The sequence below is a fragment of the Burkholderia sp. TSV86 genome, from assembly GCF_001522865.1.
Classification (GTDB): domain Bacteria; phylum Pseudomonadota; class Gammaproteobacteria; order Burkholderiales; family Burkholderiaceae; genus Burkholderia.
On the sequence record NZ_LOWB01000035.1, the window covers coordinates 1 to 15,079 of the forward strand.

General features: G+C 61.6%; 13 protein-coding genes. 9 read left to right on the forward strand and 4 right to left on the reverse strand.

Annotation, left to right across the window (positions count from 1 at the left end; translation table 11 throughout):
• Positions 1-331: hypothetical protein (locus tag WS68_RS28755; RefSeq protein ID WP_231752956.1), on the forward strand; the 331-nt coding region annotated here is incomplete at its 5' end.
• Between the two features lie 138 nt (positions 332-469).
• Positions 470-916: an ATP synthase F1 subunit epsilon gene (gene atpC / locus WS68_RS06045; protein WP_059569967.1), complete on the forward strand. Its 447-nt coding sequence runs from the start codon at positions 470-472 to the stop codon at positions 914-916.
• Positions 917-1,013: 97 nt separating this feature from the next.
• Here atpC and WS68_RS06050 read toward each other — a convergent pair whose 3' ends face one another.
• The gene (locus WS68_RS06050; RefSeq protein ID WP_059569968.1) at positions 1,014-1,661 is read right to left on the reverse strand and encodes a response regulator; all 648 of its coding nucleotides are present in this window, start codon (positions 1,659-1,661) and stop codon (positions 1,014-1,016) included.
• 570 nt (positions 1,662-2,231) lie between these two features.
• On the opposite strand from WS68_RS06050, the gene WS68_RS06055 reads away from it, so the two are divergent.
• Positions 2,232-2,717, forward strand: a complete 486-nt coding sequence (locus WS68_RS06055) for a universal stress protein (RefSeq protein ID WP_059569969.1) — start codon at positions 2,232-2,234, stop codon at positions 2,715-2,717.
• 196 nt (positions 2,718-2,913) lie between these two features.
• Here the strand turns inward: WS68_RS06055 and WS68_RS06060 are convergent, their stop codons facing one another.
• The 3 genes from WS68_RS06060 to WS68_RS06070 are packed head-to-tail and all read right to left on the reverse strand — an operon-like array spanning position 2,914 to position 5,824.
• A complete protein-coding gene (locus WS68_RS06060; protein WP_059569937.1) occupies positions 2,914-3,747 on the reverse strand; it encodes a universal stress protein in 834 nt (277 codons plus the stop codon).
• Positions 3,744-4,973 carry an acetate/propionate family kinase gene (locus WS68_RS06065; RefSeq protein ID WP_059569938.1) on the reverse strand — a complete coding sequence of 410 codons (1,230 nt, stop codon included), beginning with the start codon at positions 4,971-4,973 and terminating at the stop codon, positions 3,744-3,746. The genes WS68_RS06060 and WS68_RS06065 overlap by 4 nt, the downstream gene beginning before the upstream one ends.
• Before the next feature lie 8 nt (positions 4,974-4,981).
• Positions 4,982-5,824, reverse strand: coding sequence for a universal stress protein (locus WS68_RS06070; protein ID WP_059569939.1), 843 nt, complete (start codon positions 5,822-5,824; stop codon positions 4,982-4,984).
• A 243-nt stretch (positions 5,825-6,067) separates the two neighbouring features.
• On the opposite strand from WS68_RS06070, the gene WS68_RS06075 reads away from it, so the two are divergent.
• From WS68_RS06075 to WS68_RS06100, 6 genes are all read left to right on the forward strand, one after another.
• Positions 6,068-6,547: a hypothetical protein gene (locus WS68_RS06075; RefSeq protein WP_059569940.1), complete on the forward strand. Its 480-nt coding sequence runs from the start codon at positions 6,068-6,070 to the stop codon at positions 6,545-6,547.
• Positions 6,537-7,283 carry an acetoacetyl-CoA reductase gene (gene phbB, locus WS68_RS06080; protein WP_059569941.1) on the forward strand — a complete coding sequence of 249 codons (747 nt, stop codon included), beginning with the start codon at positions 6,537-6,539 and terminating at the stop codon, positions 7,281-7,283. The genes WS68_RS06075 and phbB overlap by 11 nt, the downstream gene beginning before the upstream one ends.
• Entirely contained in the window at positions 7,280-9,112 is a 1,833-nt protein-coding gene (locus tag WS68_RS06085; protein ID WP_082709826.1) for a PHA/PHB synthase family protein, read from the forward strand. Before phbB ends, WS68_RS06085 begins: the two co-directional genes overlap by 4 nt.
• Positions 9,113-9,996: 884 nt before the next feature.
• A complete protein-coding gene (locus WS68_RS06090) occupies positions 9,997-10,800 on the forward strand; it encodes an ABC transporter permease (protein WP_082709827.1) in 804 nt (267 codons plus the stop codon).
• Positions 10,790-12,292, forward strand: a complete 1,503-nt coding sequence (locus WS68_RS06095; RefSeq protein WP_082709828.1) for an ABC transporter ATP-binding protein — start codon at positions 10,790-10,792, stop codon at positions 12,290-12,292. Before WS68_RS06090 ends, WS68_RS06095 begins: the two co-directional genes overlap by 11 nt.
• A gap of 1 nt (position 12,293) precedes the next feature.
• Positions 12,294-15,071 (forward strand): class I SAM-dependent methyltransferase, encoded by a 2,778-nt coding sequence (locus WS68_RS06100; protein ID WP_059569943.1) that lies wholly within the window; start codon positions 12,294-12,296, stop codon positions 15,069-15,071.
• The last annotated feature ends 8 nt before the right edge of the window (positions 15,072-15,079 follow it).

Genomic DNA, 15,079 nt, shown 5'->3' on the forward strand with positions numbered 1-15,079 from the left:
ATTGCTTTCAGGTTTTAAGGTTTCCATGACCCCATTCTCTCAAAGGTTGAGGTCTCCGAAAAACCCGGGCCGATTCACGGCTTGCGTGCAGATAGCCTTGAGTCATGCGTGTTGTTCGTTGCATGGCTATGTGTATTCGAGGCATGCGCTCGAAAGTCGGCGGGACGGACGCGAGTTCATGAGGCGGCGCACGTATCGATTCGTGCCGGTGGTGCGGCGCATGCATTTCTCATTCGATCGGAAAGCCGTGGGATTCGGCGGCGGCCAGTTTGCCGCGCATTGCCGATGCGCGCTGCTATCCGCAGAAAAGCGGCAAACCGGGCGGATGTGACGCGGCAGGCGGTGGCCCCGGATGCCGCTCGCGTGTTGAGGTTTATGAAGCGCTGTTTCAGGCGGCGCGGAAAATGGCTGGGAAAACGCAAATGGGCGGGAACGTTACAGGCGCTTTGCCGGCTCGATGGAGGACGTGATGTCCTCACTGTTGCGAATCGATGTTCTCAGTATCGAAAGGGTACTTTATGCGGGTGACGCGCGCTTTGTCGTCGTGCTGGGCGAGAGCGGCGATCTTGGCATCTATTCGCGACATACTCCGCTTTTCACGCGGATTCGTCCTGGAGTCGTCACGGTCGTCGACGCTGGCACGGGCGAGCCGCGCCGTTTACTGGTCGCGGGCGGTGTGCTCGAGGTGGCGCGCGAGGGCGTCACGCTGATTGCCGACCATGCGTTGCGTACGCCCGAGCTTGATGCAATGCGTGCGTCGGCGGCGCGCCGTGCCACCGACGCATGGCGCAAGCGCTACGCGCAAGAAGTTCGGCAATCGTTCGATTTCGTGGCGGCAGAAACGGAATTGCTCGATGAAATCCGGCGTTTTTTCATGTTGGCATTGCGCCGCGAAACGCAGCACGATGGGGGATGAAGCGATGACACGGTGCAACGCGCGCCGAGCGCCGCGGGCATCGGATGGACGCGATTGCGTTTGCACACGTCGCCCGTGCAAGTTTGCTGCTGTCGAGTTAGTCCTCGTCAGAATCGTCCACCAGCTTGTGCCGTATCGCATAGCGAATGAGCGCGGCTTCGTGCGGCATTTGCATTTTCTCGAGAATCCGGGTTTTGTAGGTGCTGATTGTTTTCGCACTGACATACAGCGCTTGCGCGATCTCGGAAATCGATTCGCCTGCGGCGATACGCCGGAACACTTCGAACTCGCGATCCGACAAGCGCTGATGCGGCAGCGCGCCGGCGGGCTCGTTCAGGCTCTGCGCCAGTTGTTCGGCCATCGTAAGGCTCACGTAGACACCGCCTGCTGCAACTTTCGTCACTGCGCCGATGAGTTCGGCGCTCGCGCTTTCCTTCGTCATATAACCGGATGCGCCCGCTCGAAATGCGCGCACTGCGTATTGCTGTTCCGCGTGCATGGTGAGCACGAGAATATGCAGCGCGGGCCTTTCGTCCTTGATCTGCTTGATCAGCTCGACGCCGGTTCGCCCAGGCATCGACAGATCGAGCACGAGCACTTGCGCCTCAGTGTCGCGCACGAGCGCGACCGTCGATGCGCCATCCCATGCTTGACCGGCCACTTCGAAGCCGCTGGCGTTTTGCAGGATGTGGCGCAGGCCGTCGCGAACCAGTGTGTGATCATCGGCAATGAGCACTTTGATCATGACAGAGGTCCTCGCGGTTGGGCGGCCGGCGGCGGCGCGGCCGCAGTCGGGCATGCCGGGCTGACGCGTGCAAGGCAGGCGGCTGATGTGATTGCGGACAGTGGCGGGGCGACGAGGCGGCAGGCGTGGGACCGGAAGCATGCGCGCACGGCGTCTTGCGCACGGCTTCGCGCGGCAGCGGGCGTTCGCAAACCACGCAGTCGTGCCGGGCAGGAAAATCGGCAACGCAATCGGCAGCGCGCAGCCCGACGCAGGGAGCGCGGCGCCGGCGCGGCGTTGGGGGAGGGCGCGCTGGCAGTCATGAGTTGTTTCCGGGCCGTTCGCCCGATTTTATGGCGTGTGTACAAGCGCCGCGCATGATGCGCGCACGCTCGAGGCTGGTATGCGATTGTGCATGGGTTGGGACATTTCTCCAAATAACGTTGCGGCTTCGCATCGCGCGATGCGTCGTTCGCGTATGCCGCAAGCAACGCGCGGTTGATTGACGTCAAGCTGTCATGGCGTGGCAGCGTCAGACTGGCAACGGATGATGCCGCGGCGGCGGCGGACGAATCGATGATCGGAGGAGATATGTACCAGCGGATTTTTGTGGCATTCGACGGCAGCCGCTGCGCCAGCCTCGCGTTGGAAGAAGCGGTCCGTATCGCTGCGGTGTCGGGCGGCTCGGTGATGGCTGGGTGCGTCGTCGAGCACGCGCCGAGGCTTGTCGATGTCGGCAGTGGTTTCGTCGACGAGCCGACGCGCGAGGACGCAATCGCCGTCGCGGCTGCGACGGCGGCGCTCGAAGCGGCGAAGATAGTGTTTCAGCAGCGCAATGTGTGCGGCGCGGTGCGCGCGATCGATGCGGATGGCGGCAGCGTGCCCGAGGTGCTGGTGCGGACGGCGGCGCAATACGACGCCGATCTGATTGTGATGGGAACGCACGGGCGGCGCGGGATGGTGCGCATGTGGGTCGGCAGCGTCGCCGAATCGGTGTTGCGCATGGCCGACCGGCCGGTGCTGATGGTGCGCGAATCGGTGAGTGAATCGTCGGACGAGAAACCATCGCAGCGGTAGCGGGCATGGGGGCCGCGCTGATTCGATGTCCGCGCGTGCCGCTGCCCGCCGCTGCACATGCTGGATGGCGTGATGGGGCCGGATCGGCCGCCAAATGTTTTATGCGTGTTCGCGTCGACGTGATGACGCCGTTTCCGATTCGCATGGCGGCGGCGGGCGCAGCCGGTTCGTCCGTCAAACGCCATTGTCACTCTTGTCAGTGCGACATCAGCACCGGCACTGTCATCGTTTCAAGCATCGTATGCGTTGCGCCGCCGAGTACGCGCTCGTATATACGCGCATGGCCGTAAGCGCCAGCCACAAGCAAATCGGCATGCAAATCGCTCGCGCGATTGAGCAGCGTCACGCCGACGCCGCCCGCATCGCATGGCGTTGTTGAGAACGACGCACGAATGCCGTGATGCGCAAGGTATGCCGAGACATCGATGCCTGCGGGCGTGGCTTCAAGCTCGTGCCGCTTGCCGGGCCGCACTGTCTCGACGGTAACGAAGCGCGCGTGTATCAGCAGCGGCAGCGCATCGGTGACGGCACGGCTCGCTTCGCGGCTGCCGTCCCAGCCGATCAGCACGTTTTCTCCGCAATGGGCAAGCACGGCAGCGCGTGGCAGCACGATTGCGGGGCGGCCGCTCGCCATCAGCATGTCGGCCGCAAAATGATACGGGGCGGCGTCGGCTGCGCGATCGTCCGGGTCGGGCTGGCCGAGCACCAGCAAGTCGGCATGCCTGGCGTGCAGTGGCGCGACTTCGGAGATAGGCCCGACAGGCGCGCGCCATTCGACGCTGCGGCCGGCGCGTTCGGCCGCCGCCAGGAATGCGTGCTTGGCCTCGTCTCGCCGTACCGCGTGCTGCCGTTGGTCCTCGGCAAACGGCGCCTTGTCGGGGCGATACAGCAGCTCGAACGGGTTGTTGCCCGCCGCATACAAGCCGATCAGATGCGCGTCGAAACGCTGGGCGAGTTCGAGCGCGAACGCGGCGCGTTTCGCGCAGTGCCGGCTATTGTCCAAATGAACGAGCAAGGTTTTGTAGGTCATGGCAGTTCCTGTTCAGAAGTCGTTCGCGTGCCGGCGCCCACTGTGCGGCGTAGTAACCGCAATGCGTTGCGCGCGGCAATCCAGGCTTCGTCGGTCGGCTCGACAACGACTGTCACGGCACTGCCGTCGCGCGAGACGACATGTGTATTCGCCGCATTGGCCGCGGGATCAAGTGCGACGCCGAGCCAACCGAGCGCGGCGCATACCCGCTCGCGCACCGGCGCGCAATGCTCGCCGACGCCGGCGGTGAACACCAACATGTCGAGGCCGCCGAGCACGGCCGCGAGTGCGCCGATTTCGCGAACAATGCGATGCACGTACAGCGCAAGCGCATCGCGCGCGCGAACGTCATCGGTTTCGTGCGCGAGCAGCACACGCGGATCGGCGGACAGGCCGGATAACCCTTTGAGCCCTGCGTCGTGATAGAGCAATTGGCCGAGCGCGCGATGCGACAGCCGTTCGACATCGAGCAAGTGCAGTACCGCGCCGGGATCAAGCGAACCGCAGCGGGTGCCCATCATCAAGCCGTCGAGCGCGGAGAAGCCCATCGTAGTGGCGACGCTGCGCAGTTCCCGCAATGCGCACAGGCTTGCGCCGCTGCCGAGATGCGCGGCGATCATGCGGCCTTGCGCACGCGTTCCGAATGCTTCGTCGAGCGCGACCGTCAGGTATTCGTAGGACAAACCGTGAAAGCCATAGCGCCGCACGCCTTTGTCGAACCATGCGTGAGGCAGCGGCAACAACCGTTCGACGCGCGGCAGCGTGTGATGAAAGGCCGTATCGAACACCGCAACTTGCGGCACGCCGGGCAACACGCGTTGCAAGGCGTCGATTGCGTCGAGATTGTGCGGCTGGTGTAACGGGGCGAGCGGAATCAACTTGCGCAGCGCGCCGATCGTCGCGTCGTCGGCGATGACCGGCGCGACGTAGTGTGCGCCGCCATGCACGACGCGATGCGCGACGGCCGCCACGTCCAGATTCGGCAGCCGTTCGTCGAGCCACGCGATGATCGGCGCGAGTGCGGCCCGATACGGGTCACCGGCGGCGGCCGCGAGCACGCGGGGCGGTTCGCCGTCGACGCGCAGCGATGCGTGGCCGCCGATGTCTTGCACTTCGCCTGCGTGCAGCGGCTGGCGGGCCGGATCGCCGTGCGGCGGGTACGCGTACAGCGCGAACTTGATACTCGACGAGCCTGCATTGAGCACGAGAAGGGTTCGGATCCGCATTGCCGTGCTCAATGCGACATCAGCACGGGAAGCGTCATCGACGCGAGCACCGTGCGGGTTGTGCCGCCCATCAACAGTTCGCGCCAGCGCGCGTGACCGTATGCGCCCATGACCATCAAGTCTGCGCCGGATTCATACGCGCGCGACAGCAGCGCGTCGCCAACCGATACGCCGGGGCCGCCGGCGATGTCGAGCACGTCCACGTCCGGCGCATGGCGTGCGAGCATGAGCGCCGCATCCGCGCCGGGTATGCGTTCGCCGAACGGCTCGCTGAGCGCTTCGTCACCCACCGTCGCGATCAGCGTGCGCTTGGCGCGCTCGAGAAACGGCAACGCATCGTGCGCGGCGCGCGTCGCCTCGCGGCTGCCGTCCCATGCGACGAGCACACGTTCGCCGACGATCGGAAACGCGCCCGTGCGCGGAATGAGCAGCACCGGTTTGCCCGCAGCCAGCACCAGCCGTTCGGGGAAGTGCTCGTCGATATAGGTCTCGGGATCGTCCGGGTTGCTTTGGCCGATGATCGTCAGATCCGCGCAGCGCACGTATGGCAATGCAGCCCGATTGGCATGCTCGCCGATAGCCACCCAGCGGCGGCTGACGCGAGCGCGCAGTGTTTCCGCATGGAACAGCCGTTCGATCGCGCCGCGCTGCTCGTTGCGCAGGCGCGCGTGTTCGGCGAAGTAATCGGCCGAACCGGCCATCACATAGAACGAGCTGGGATCGGGCGTGAAAGTTGCGAACAGGCCCGTCAAATGAGCGTCGAAACGGCGGGCGATGCGCAATGCGAGATCGAGCCGCAGAGGCGCGCGTTCGCTGGTGTCGAGATGTACAACCAGGCTTTTGTAGCTCATCGCCGGTGCTCCGTGAGAGGGGTTAGCGTCGATGCGATTCAGTCTAGGAGGCGGCCGCCCGGCTTCGCTTGATACAGGTCAACGGTATGGGTGCCGGAAGCCGTGCGCCGTCCGCTTGCCGTTCGCTTGATGCAGGTCAAGCGGCGCTGGCATGCCGGGCCGCACAGTGGTAGGGCCGCCGGGCAGAGGCCGGGTGGTGCGTGGCGGATCGCGCATCCGTTGCCTCGATCGATGAGGGTGAAGATGACGAATGACATCATCGCGGTGTCGCTCGACGGTTACCGCGCCGGCTGCGATGCCGGGTTGGGGATGCTATCAAGCATGCACGACTGGAGGCTCGAATGGCTCCGGCTGCAGGCGCGCGCAATCGAGCGGGACTACGCGGCCACGCGCAATGTGCGTGCGGCACTCGCAACGGCGGCGGATTGGCGGGCTTTCGTCGAAGCGAACCAGAAGACGCTGCACGATTATTTGAATGCCAGCGCGGCGATTTGGCAGGAGGCGAGCGAAATGAGCGTGCGCATGCAACATGATTGGGCTGCTGCCGTGCGCGGCTGGACGCAGAACGCGCAAGCCGACGGGCTGCGCCGTTGGAGCAGTGCGTTCGAGCGTCCGGCGGCCGAAGCCGCTGTTGCGACCGACGCCGTGCTGGCCGAGCCGTCGCCGCCGCTCGCGCCGGCAGCGGGCCGGCGTGCCAGCCGAGGAGAGGCCCATGCACACTGAACGGGTGGCTTTCGTGACAGGGGGGATGGGCGGCCTCGGGACCGCGGTCAGCCGCCGGCTGTTGGCGGCGGGCATGACAGTCGTCGTTTCCCACACCGAACGCAACGATCATGTCGCGACATGGCTGGCGCGCGAGCGCGACGCCGGACGTGTGTTCCACGCGCTCGAAGTCGACGTGTCGGACTTCGATTCGTGTGCGCAATGCGCGCGGCGCGCGCTCGACGAATTTGGGCGCGTGGACGTGCTCGTCAACAATGCGGGCGTGACATGCGACGCCAACTTCATGAAGATGACGAAGCGTCAGTGGGATACGGTGTTGCGCACCGATATCGACGGGTTGTTCAACATGACCAAGCCGTTTGTGCCGGGAATGATCGAGCGCGGTTATGGCCGTATCGTCAATATCGGCTCCGTCAACGGCGAGCAGGGAGCTTACGGGCAGACCAATTACTCGGCCGCGAAGGCGGCCGTACATGGCTTCACGATGGCGCTCGCGCGGGAACTCGCGCGTTACGGCGTGACGGTCAATACCGTATCGCCGGGCTATCTCGCGACATCGATGGTGGAGGCTGTGCCAACGGAGATACTGGAAAAGCGCATCCTGCCGCAGATTCCAGTCGGCCGGCTCGGCCGGCCTGACGAGATCGCCGCACTCGTTGCGTATATCTGTTCCGATGAGGCCGGGTTTGCGACCGGCGCGGATTTCGCGATCAACGGCGGCATGCATATGCAATGAAAACGCCGCGTTCCAAACGAATCACTCGCGCGCCGGTTGACGCAGACGGGGTGTTGCCGCTGCGCATCGCGCGCGGCGGCGAAGCGCCGCTTGCCGACGACGGGTGCGCGCATTCGCCCGAACAGCCGGCCGACGAATGGAATCGCGCGACGCGGGCCGCTGTCGCGGCGATGACATTCGGATTGTCGCCGGCGTCGCTCGCGCTTGCGGTGTTCGATTGGTCGATGCATCTCGCGGTTTCGCCGGGCAAATGCTTCGATCTCGCGATGCAGGTGGGGCGTGCGGTTTGCGGATTGGCACCGCCCGAACCGCATGCCGACGTCATCGACGAAACGCACATGGCCGTGCACGAAGGGCCGGGCGATCCGCGCTTTACCGCACCCGGCTGGGCCCATTGGCCGTTCTCCTGTTATCGCAATGCATTTCTCACCGCTCAGCGCTGGTGGTGCGACGCGACGACCGGCGTGCCCGGCGTCGATCGCCATCATGAAGGACTCGTGCGCTTCGCTGCGCGGCAGTGCCTCGATGCGTGTTCGCCGGGCAATTTCGTGGCGACCAACCCGCTTGTGATCGATGCGGCGTTGCGCAGCGGCGGCGCGAATTTCGCGGCGGGCGCGCTGCACTGGCTGGACGATTGGAGCGAGCTTTGCGACCGCCTGCGCGGCGCTCGAACGCGCCGCGTGTCTGCATATCGGCCCGGCCGGGAGGTTGCCGTGACGCCGGGGAGAGTCGTGTGGCGCAATGCGCTATGCGAGCTGTTGCAATATGCGCCGGCAACGGACAAGGTCGCGCGCGAGCCGCTGCTGATCGTACCGTCGTGGATCATGAAGTACTACATCCTCGACTTGCAACCGCACGATTCGCTGATCCGCTTTCTCGTCGAGTCGGGGTACACCGTGTTCGTGATTTCATGGCGCAATCCCGGTGCCGAAGCGCGCAACCTTGGTCTCGACAATTATCTATACGACGGACTGTTTGCCGCGCTCGATGAAGTGCGCATGCGCTGCGGCGAAGCGGTGCATGCGATTGGCTATTGTCTGGGCGGCACGCTGCTTGCGATAGGGGCGGCGGCGCTTGCGCGTGACGGCCGCGGCGACATGCTGCGCACCGTGACGCTGCTTGCCGCGCTGACGGACTTCAGCGAGCCCGGCGAGCTGGGGCTTTTTATCGACGCGAGCGAAATTGCCGCACTCGATGCATTGATGTGGCGGCAGGGTTATCTCGATGGGGCGCAGATGGCAGCAGCGTTCCAACTGCTGAACGCGCGCGATCTCATCTGGTCGAGGATGATGAGCGAATATTTACTCGGCCGCCGCTCTAAGCCGAATGATCTAATGGCGTGGAACGCAGACACGACACGAATGCCATATCGGATGCACACCGAATATCTGAGCCGCTTATTTCTCGACAACGATTTGGCGGCCGGACGCTACTGCATCGCCGGGCGGCCGATCGCGCTGTCCGACATCAATGCGCCGATGTTCGTCGTCGGCACCGAGCGCGATCATGTGTCGCCGTGGCACTCCGTTTATAAGCTGCACCTGCTGACGCACAATGCGCTGACCTTCGTTTTAACTTCAGGTGGCCACAACGCCGGCATCGTCTCCGAGCCGGGGCATCCTGGGCGCTACTATCGTTGCGCGACCCGCGAGGCGGGATCGCCGTATAGAAGCCGGCACGAGTTCGTGCGGGATGTCGCGGCCGTTCAGGGTTCATGGTGGGTGTGCTGGCGCGACTGGTTGCGCGCGCATTCGACAGGCGACGCGCGGGCGCGCGAGCCGGATCCGGGATGGGGAGCGGCGCCGGGCGTTTATGTGCTCGATAGCTGAACGCGCCGAGTGGCATTGCGCTGCTTGATTCAACGTTCGGAGGCGCGCATGAAGCCCATGCAGCCAACGGGGGCCTCATGCGGCGGGACTCCTTGCGGTTCACGGCAGGTGTTATGCGCGAAGCGCGCGAGTGCCCTGCGCGTTTGCCTGTTACCGGTTCGAGCTGGGTTGCTATCTTTGCCGATTGCGTTCAAGAAGAGAAACAGCAGCGAACGAAGAATTTGGCTGGCTAACGCAATACGCTCATTGACGAATCGGCGCTGGAGCGGTGCCGGTCCGATAATCGGGGAGTCCTTATCAATTTATTTCACTCTCGACGAAAGCCAATCATTTATGACGGCACATCGCACAGTGCCGAGTACGAGTCGTCGCGTTAATGGCCATGTCAATGCATGGCGAAAATTTTTCCATGCGCTGAAAAAGAACGAATCAAACGGCGAGTCTATCCAACCGGTCGGCGGCAACCATGGACATGCTCAATGGAAATTGAGTTGCTTTACAAGCTCATTCAACGGCGCGGTTTGGCTGACGCTTGTTAACTGCAAGCTTTGAACGGCGCTACGTGCTAAACGGCTTGTGAATGGCTATGCAACTTTGACCGCCTTATTTTCTTCCCTGAAAACGAACTTTGCCAGAGGCGTGCCGGCCTGTCCGCTGAGCACAGTAACCCTTTTCTACACCGGCCTCGATCACCGCAGCGCATCCATGTTACCCTTCGCGTGAGCGATAAGTGCGACACGCCAGCTTTATCCTTTGAGGGTGGGCCAGACCCCATGGATAACTGCTTAGTTGCAGCAAGTCATATTATAAATTTGCGTGATTAAATTGATTATTTTTTTACGATAAATTTGGCTTGATGTGATATTCGGTGATTAAGGTAATTAATGAGTCCATTTAAGGTTTTTGCCCCGCTGCGATTGTACCGTTCTCTCCTTTGGGAAATGACAAAGCGTGATTTGTCGGCCCGTTATAAAGGGTCATATTTTGGAGTGTGCTGGGCATTTCTGCTGCCGCTTGCAATGCTCGGAATTTATTCCTATGTATTCGGTGTCGTGTTTGCATCCCGCTGGAATCCGGAAGGGCAACGAAGTATCGCGTTTCCGATCGTACTGTTCGCCGGTTTGATCGTATTTAATTTCCTGGCGGAGTGCATCAATCGGGCGCCGTCGCTGGTGACCGCGTCGCCTAATCTTGTTAAGAAATCGATTTTCCCGTTGGTTATTCTGCCGTGGATGGCGGTTTTTACCGCTACCATCAACGCGTTCATCAGTGTCGCGATATTACTTGTCGGGGAGTGGGTGCTGGTCGGACATATTCCGCCTACTGTTGTGCTGTTCCCGCTGGTTCTGATTCCGGTTGCATTGGTGGCGCTTGGTATCGGCTGGTTTCTGGCGTCGCTTGGCGTGTACGTGCGGGATATTGCGCAATTGGTCGGGCTGGTGACGACCGCGTTGTTGTTCCTGACGCCGATTTTCTACCCGCCTCAGAATGCTCCCGGCACGATTCGCACGCTATCTCAATTCAATCCGCTTGCTGCGCAAGTACAGTCGATGCGTGAAGTGTTGCTCTGGGGGGTGATTCCAAGCCCCGTCATGTATTGCGTCTCCATCGTTGGAGGTTGGCTGGTGGCTTGGCTGGGATTAATTTGGTTCACGAGAACGTCCGAGGGTTTTGCCGATGTCCTCTGATTACATAGTGCGCGTCGAAGGCGTCAGTAAAAAATTTAATGTCTATAGCAGTCCGTCCGACCGGCTGCATCAATATGGGCAGCGCTGGTTGATGCGCGCGTTACCGGGCCCGTTGCAGCGGCGTTTGCCGAATGCGATCACGGAGCGTAAGTTTCATCGGGAATTCTGGGCACTGCGCGATATCTCGTTTGAACTCAAGCGCGGTGAGAGCGTTGGCATCCTTGGGATGAACGGCGCGGGCAAGTCCACGCTGCTTCAAGTGGTGGCCAAGATTCTGAAGCCGACTGTCGGCGGGGTCGAGACCACCGGACGTCTCGCGGGCCTGTTTGAACTCGGCTCAGGCTTCAACCCGGAGTTTACGGGGCGGGACAACGTCTACCTCAATGCCGCGATGCTCGGATTCGCGCGAAATGAAATCAACGAACGCTTTGACAGCATCGAGCGTTTCGCGGGTATCGGAAAGTTCATCGATCAACCTGTCAAGACATATTCGAGCGGCATGATGGTCCGGCTGGCATTTGCCGTTCAGGTTCAGCTTGAGCCGGACATCCTCATCGTCGACGAAGCGTTGGCAGTCGGCGATGCGCTTTTTCAGAAGCGTTGCTACGAGCGTATCGAACGGTTCCTCTGCGACGGCGGCAGCTTGCTATTTGTTTCGCATGATCAAGAGTCGGTGCGAACGCTCACTGATCGTGCACTGCTGCTGAAGGACGGCAGCATCGTATGCTCGGGTTCGTCGTCGGAAGTGGTGCTCGAATATCGCCGCCTGTTACACGAAGCGGAAAATGCCCAGGCACGTGACGTGCTTGAATATCTGTCGTCGGCGCGTCAACCGCTGGCGCCCGCTCAAGTGCCGGCGCTTGCTGAGGCCGAGACCGGCGACGATCGGCCGGCGGCGCCGCACGATGATGCGACGGCTGACGATGCCGGAATGCCGCGGCGCAATCGCACGGCGGATATGTCGTTTGGCGATCTCGATGTCGAGATCCTCGAAGTCGCCACGCTGGACAAGCATGGAGCCGCGTGCCAATTGTTCTATCCCGGCGATCTCATCGACGTCAGATTGCGTTTTCGCGTCAACCGGACGATCAATCACCTCAATCTTGGCATTCGCCTGCGTAACAAAGAGGGCGTCAAGGTCTATTCCGGCGGCACCTTCAATCAGGATATCGTCAATCAATATGCCGCTTCGGCAGCAAAATCTACGTGGGAGCGGGTATTCCAGGCAGGCGAGATCATCGAATTGTCCGAACGTTTCGAATGCCGGCTGGGCGAGGGATATTACGAAATCCAGTCGTATGCCGCTGAAGAAAAGCTGATGACGCCGGGCCACCAACGCATGCTGCACTGGATGGATGAAAGTGCATTTTTCCGCGTGTCGATGAATCGGTCCGAACGCTGGTATGGCGGCGTGTCGGATATTTGCCCGGTTTGCAGCGTGCGCGTGCTGGAAAATGGGGCGGTCCAAATGTCTGGAGAACGTGTTGCGTGACATGGATATTGCGCGCCGTCTGTTGACGGCATTCGGCGTGGCGCGGTTCGTCGTGTGCGGCGAGATGCCGGTCGCGAGCCGAAATATGCTGTATGACGCAGGCTGCGAAGTGCGCGAGCGGCTCGATGACGATCTGGCTTATCTCGTCTGTGTCGGGCTGGCCGATGCCGAGCTATGGAGGCTGCTGGAGCAAGCCAAGCGCAATCGGATCGCGGGCGTCTACATCGAGCGTCAGGCAGATGACGAAATCGGTACGCGGGACGAACTGGAGAAGCGATGTTTTTCGCTCGATTACCGAAAGCATCCGTACTATCACCGCGTGTTCGGCTATGCGGATCTCGAGCGAGCTGATCCGTTGCTCGCGACACTTGTCGAGCCGATCGACGTGCAAGCCGCAGCGCTGTATCCGATGCCTCGGCTCCTTGAAGAGCGCGATCTCCACATGGACATGCTGCGCGAGGCCGGCCGCCGCTCCGATGCGCATGTGATTCGCTATGAATGGGCGTCGCAGTTCATACGCCCGAACGATGCGGTACTCGATGCTGCATGCGGCCTTGGCTATGGCACTCATGTCATGCGGCACTTGTCGCTCGGAGCAACGTTCGTTGGAATCGACGGCAGCGACTGGGCGATTGATTACGCGAACCGGTGTTTCGGCAGTGGCAATGCACGATATGTAGCCGGCTATTTGCCGGACGCGTTGAGCGGTTATGGCGATGCGTCGTTCGATGTGGTCGTCTCGTTTGAGACATTGGAGCATGTCGCTGAACCGCGGCGCTTGCTGAGCGAGTTTGCGCGAATCCTGCGGCCGGGCGGACGGGTCGTGACGAGCGTGCCGAACGACTGGAGCGACGAGACTGGCGCGGATCCCAATCCGTATCATTTTCATGTGTATACATGGCAGAGGCTGCGTAACGAGATTGCCGAGCATTTCATCGTTGAATCGGCAACACGGCAGATCGCGAGCGGCTGCAAGCGGCTCGATGTGGCGTGCGAATGGGTGCCGAGGCCGCGGTTGCTCGAGTCTGTTTCGCTCGAATCGGCTGGCCTCGCGGAGGCGGAGTGGTGGCTGGCCGTCGGGATGAAAGCGCCGCAACTCGGTCACGGCGTCGTGTATCGGGAGACCGTGCATGAAGCGTTTGACGGTCGAACGCATCTCGTGGACTTCGCCGAGCATTACGAGAATCCATGGTTGGTTCACGGCATGGTCGAGATTCCTTATCGCCTGCAGCGCCGAGACGGGCTGATGGACATCGCCGACGATGTCTTGTGCCGTCATGACAGAAAGACACCTGATTGCGGCGCAGCGCTCGCGGTCAAAGGCTATGGTTTGCTCGAGCAACTGCCGGCCGGCGCCCGGCCTCCCGCACTGATGCAGTGGGACGCCGACGTGTGCGCTTATCTCGAGGCCGGCTCGTCCAATCCGCATGTCAGGCGTTGGCACGTGTCGTTGGCTTTTCTGCGCGCGCGCTTGGACATGCGCAGCGGCGATCGTCTTCGTGCAAAAGCGGGTTTCGAGCAGGTTGCAAGCGCAGATGTCGCAGACATCACGCCGACGCTGGGAACGAAGGTGGTGGAAGCGGCGTTGCGTTTGGGCTTGTTGTGCTGGCATGACGGAGAGACCGAGCGCGCGCGCGCCGCATGGCTGACAGGGCTGACTGCGGCTGGCCGGCTCTTTCAATGCGATTGGATGGAGTTTTACGGCAATACGCGGCGGCCGATGGGTTTTGCGATGAATGACGCAGTCGAGATTGTCGACCGGGCTTCTGCGTGTGCACAGGCATTGTCGATTTCGAATGGCGCATCGGTTTCGGTTGGCACGCGGTTGTATGGTGTGTTGAGACAGTCGCTGCGGTCTGCGGTAAGGCAACTCGAAGTCGATTTACGTGCCGCTATCGAAGTCAAGGGCCATCTGGAGCAGTTGACGCTCGAGCGCCTTGAGCGGATTCATGTGCTGGAGGCGCAACTCCGGGATACCGAGAAAGCCTTTCGCTTTGCCGAACGGCTGTCGCTCGAGCGCTTGTCGGAAATTCAAGCGCTGGATCAGCGAGCGACGGCGTTTGATTCGGCACTCGAAGAGGCTAAGCGCCTATCGCAGGAGCGGCTTGCCCAGGCCATGGCGCTGGATGCACAACTGACCGAGACCAACAAAGCATTGGACGAAGTCAAGATGCTGTCTATTGAGCGGCTCGACAGGCTTGTGTTTCTCGAAAAACAGCTAAAGGAAATCGATGCGGCGCACGAAACACGCGTCGAGCAGACCGATGCCGCGTTCAATGAAATAAAAGCGCTTGCGGACGAGCGGCTCGAGCGGATTCATACGCTGGAGGCGCAACTCCGGGATACCGAGAAGGCCTTTCGCTTTGCCGAACGGCTGTCGCTCGAACGCTTGTCGGAAATTCAAGCGCTGGATCAGCGAGCGACGGCGTTTGATTCGGCGCTCGAAGAGACTAAGCGCCTGTCGCAGGAGCGGCTTGCTCAACTGATGGCGCTGGATGCACAACTGGCTGGGACCAACAAAGCATTGGACGAAGTCAAGAAGCTGTCTATTGAGCGGCTCGACAAACTCATGTTTCTCGAAAAGCAGCTAAAGGAAACCAATGCGGCGCACGAAACACGCGTCGAGCAGACCGATGCCGCGCTCAATGAGATGAAAGCGCTTGCGGATGAGCGGCTCGAGCGGATTCATACGCTGGAGGCGCAACTGGCTGCGCGTGCCGCTGAGCACTCAACTGGCGCAGAGATCAAAACCGGTCAGCACGTGACCAAGAAACTTTGATTGAAAAA

What these genes read in the sequence shown, in the direction of transcription:
- atpC (WP_059569967.1), top strand. Translation starts at nt 470, where the DNA reads ATGTCCTCACTGTTGCGAATCGATGTTCTCAGTATCGAAAGGGTACTT.
- WS68_RS06050 (WP_059569968.1), bottom strand. Translation starts at nt 1,661, where the DNA reads ATGATCAAAGTGCTCATTGCCGATGATCACACACTGGTTCGCGACGGC.
- WS68_RS06055 (WP_059569969.1), top strand. Translation starts at nt 2,232, where the DNA reads ATGTACCAGCGGATTTTTGTGGCATTCGACGGCAGCCGCTGCGCCAGC.
- WS68_RS06060 (WP_059569937.1), bottom strand. Translation starts at nt 3,747, where the DNA reads ATGACCTACAAAACCTTGCTCGTTCATTTGGACAATAGCCGGCACTGC.
- WS68_RS06065 (WP_059569938.1), bottom strand. Translation starts at nt 4,973, where the DNA reads ATGCGGATCCGAACCCTTCTCGTGCTCAATGCAGGCTCGTCGAGTATC.
- WS68_RS06070 (WP_059569939.1), bottom strand. Translation starts at nt 5,824, where the DNA reads ATGAGCTACAAAAGCCTGGTTGTACATCTCGACACCAGCGAACGCGCG.
- WS68_RS06075 (WP_059569940.1), top strand. Translation starts at nt 6,068, where the DNA reads ATGACGAATGACATCATCGCGGTGTCGCTCGACGGTTACCGCGCCGGC.
- phbB (WP_059569941.1), top strand. Translation starts at nt 6,537, where the DNA reads ATGCACACTGAACGGGTGGCTTTCGTGACAGGGGGGATGGGCGGCCTC.
- WS68_RS06085 (WP_082709826.1), top strand. Translation starts at nt 7,280, where the DNA reads ATGAAAACGCCGCGTTCCAAACGAATCACTCGCGCGCCGGTTGACGCA.
- WS68_RS06090 (WP_082709827.1), top strand. Translation starts at nt 9,997, where the DNA reads ATGAGTCCATTTAAGGTTTTTGCCCCGCTGCGATTGTACCGTTCTCTC.
- WS68_RS06095 (WP_082709828.1), top strand. Translation starts at nt 10,790, where the DNA reads ATGTCCTCTGATTACATAGTGCGCGTCGAAGGCGTCAGTAAAAAATTT.
- WS68_RS06100 (WP_059569943.1), top strand. Translation starts at nt 12,294, where the DNA reads ATGGATATTGCGCGCCGTCTGTTGACGGCATTCGGCGTGGCGCGGTTC.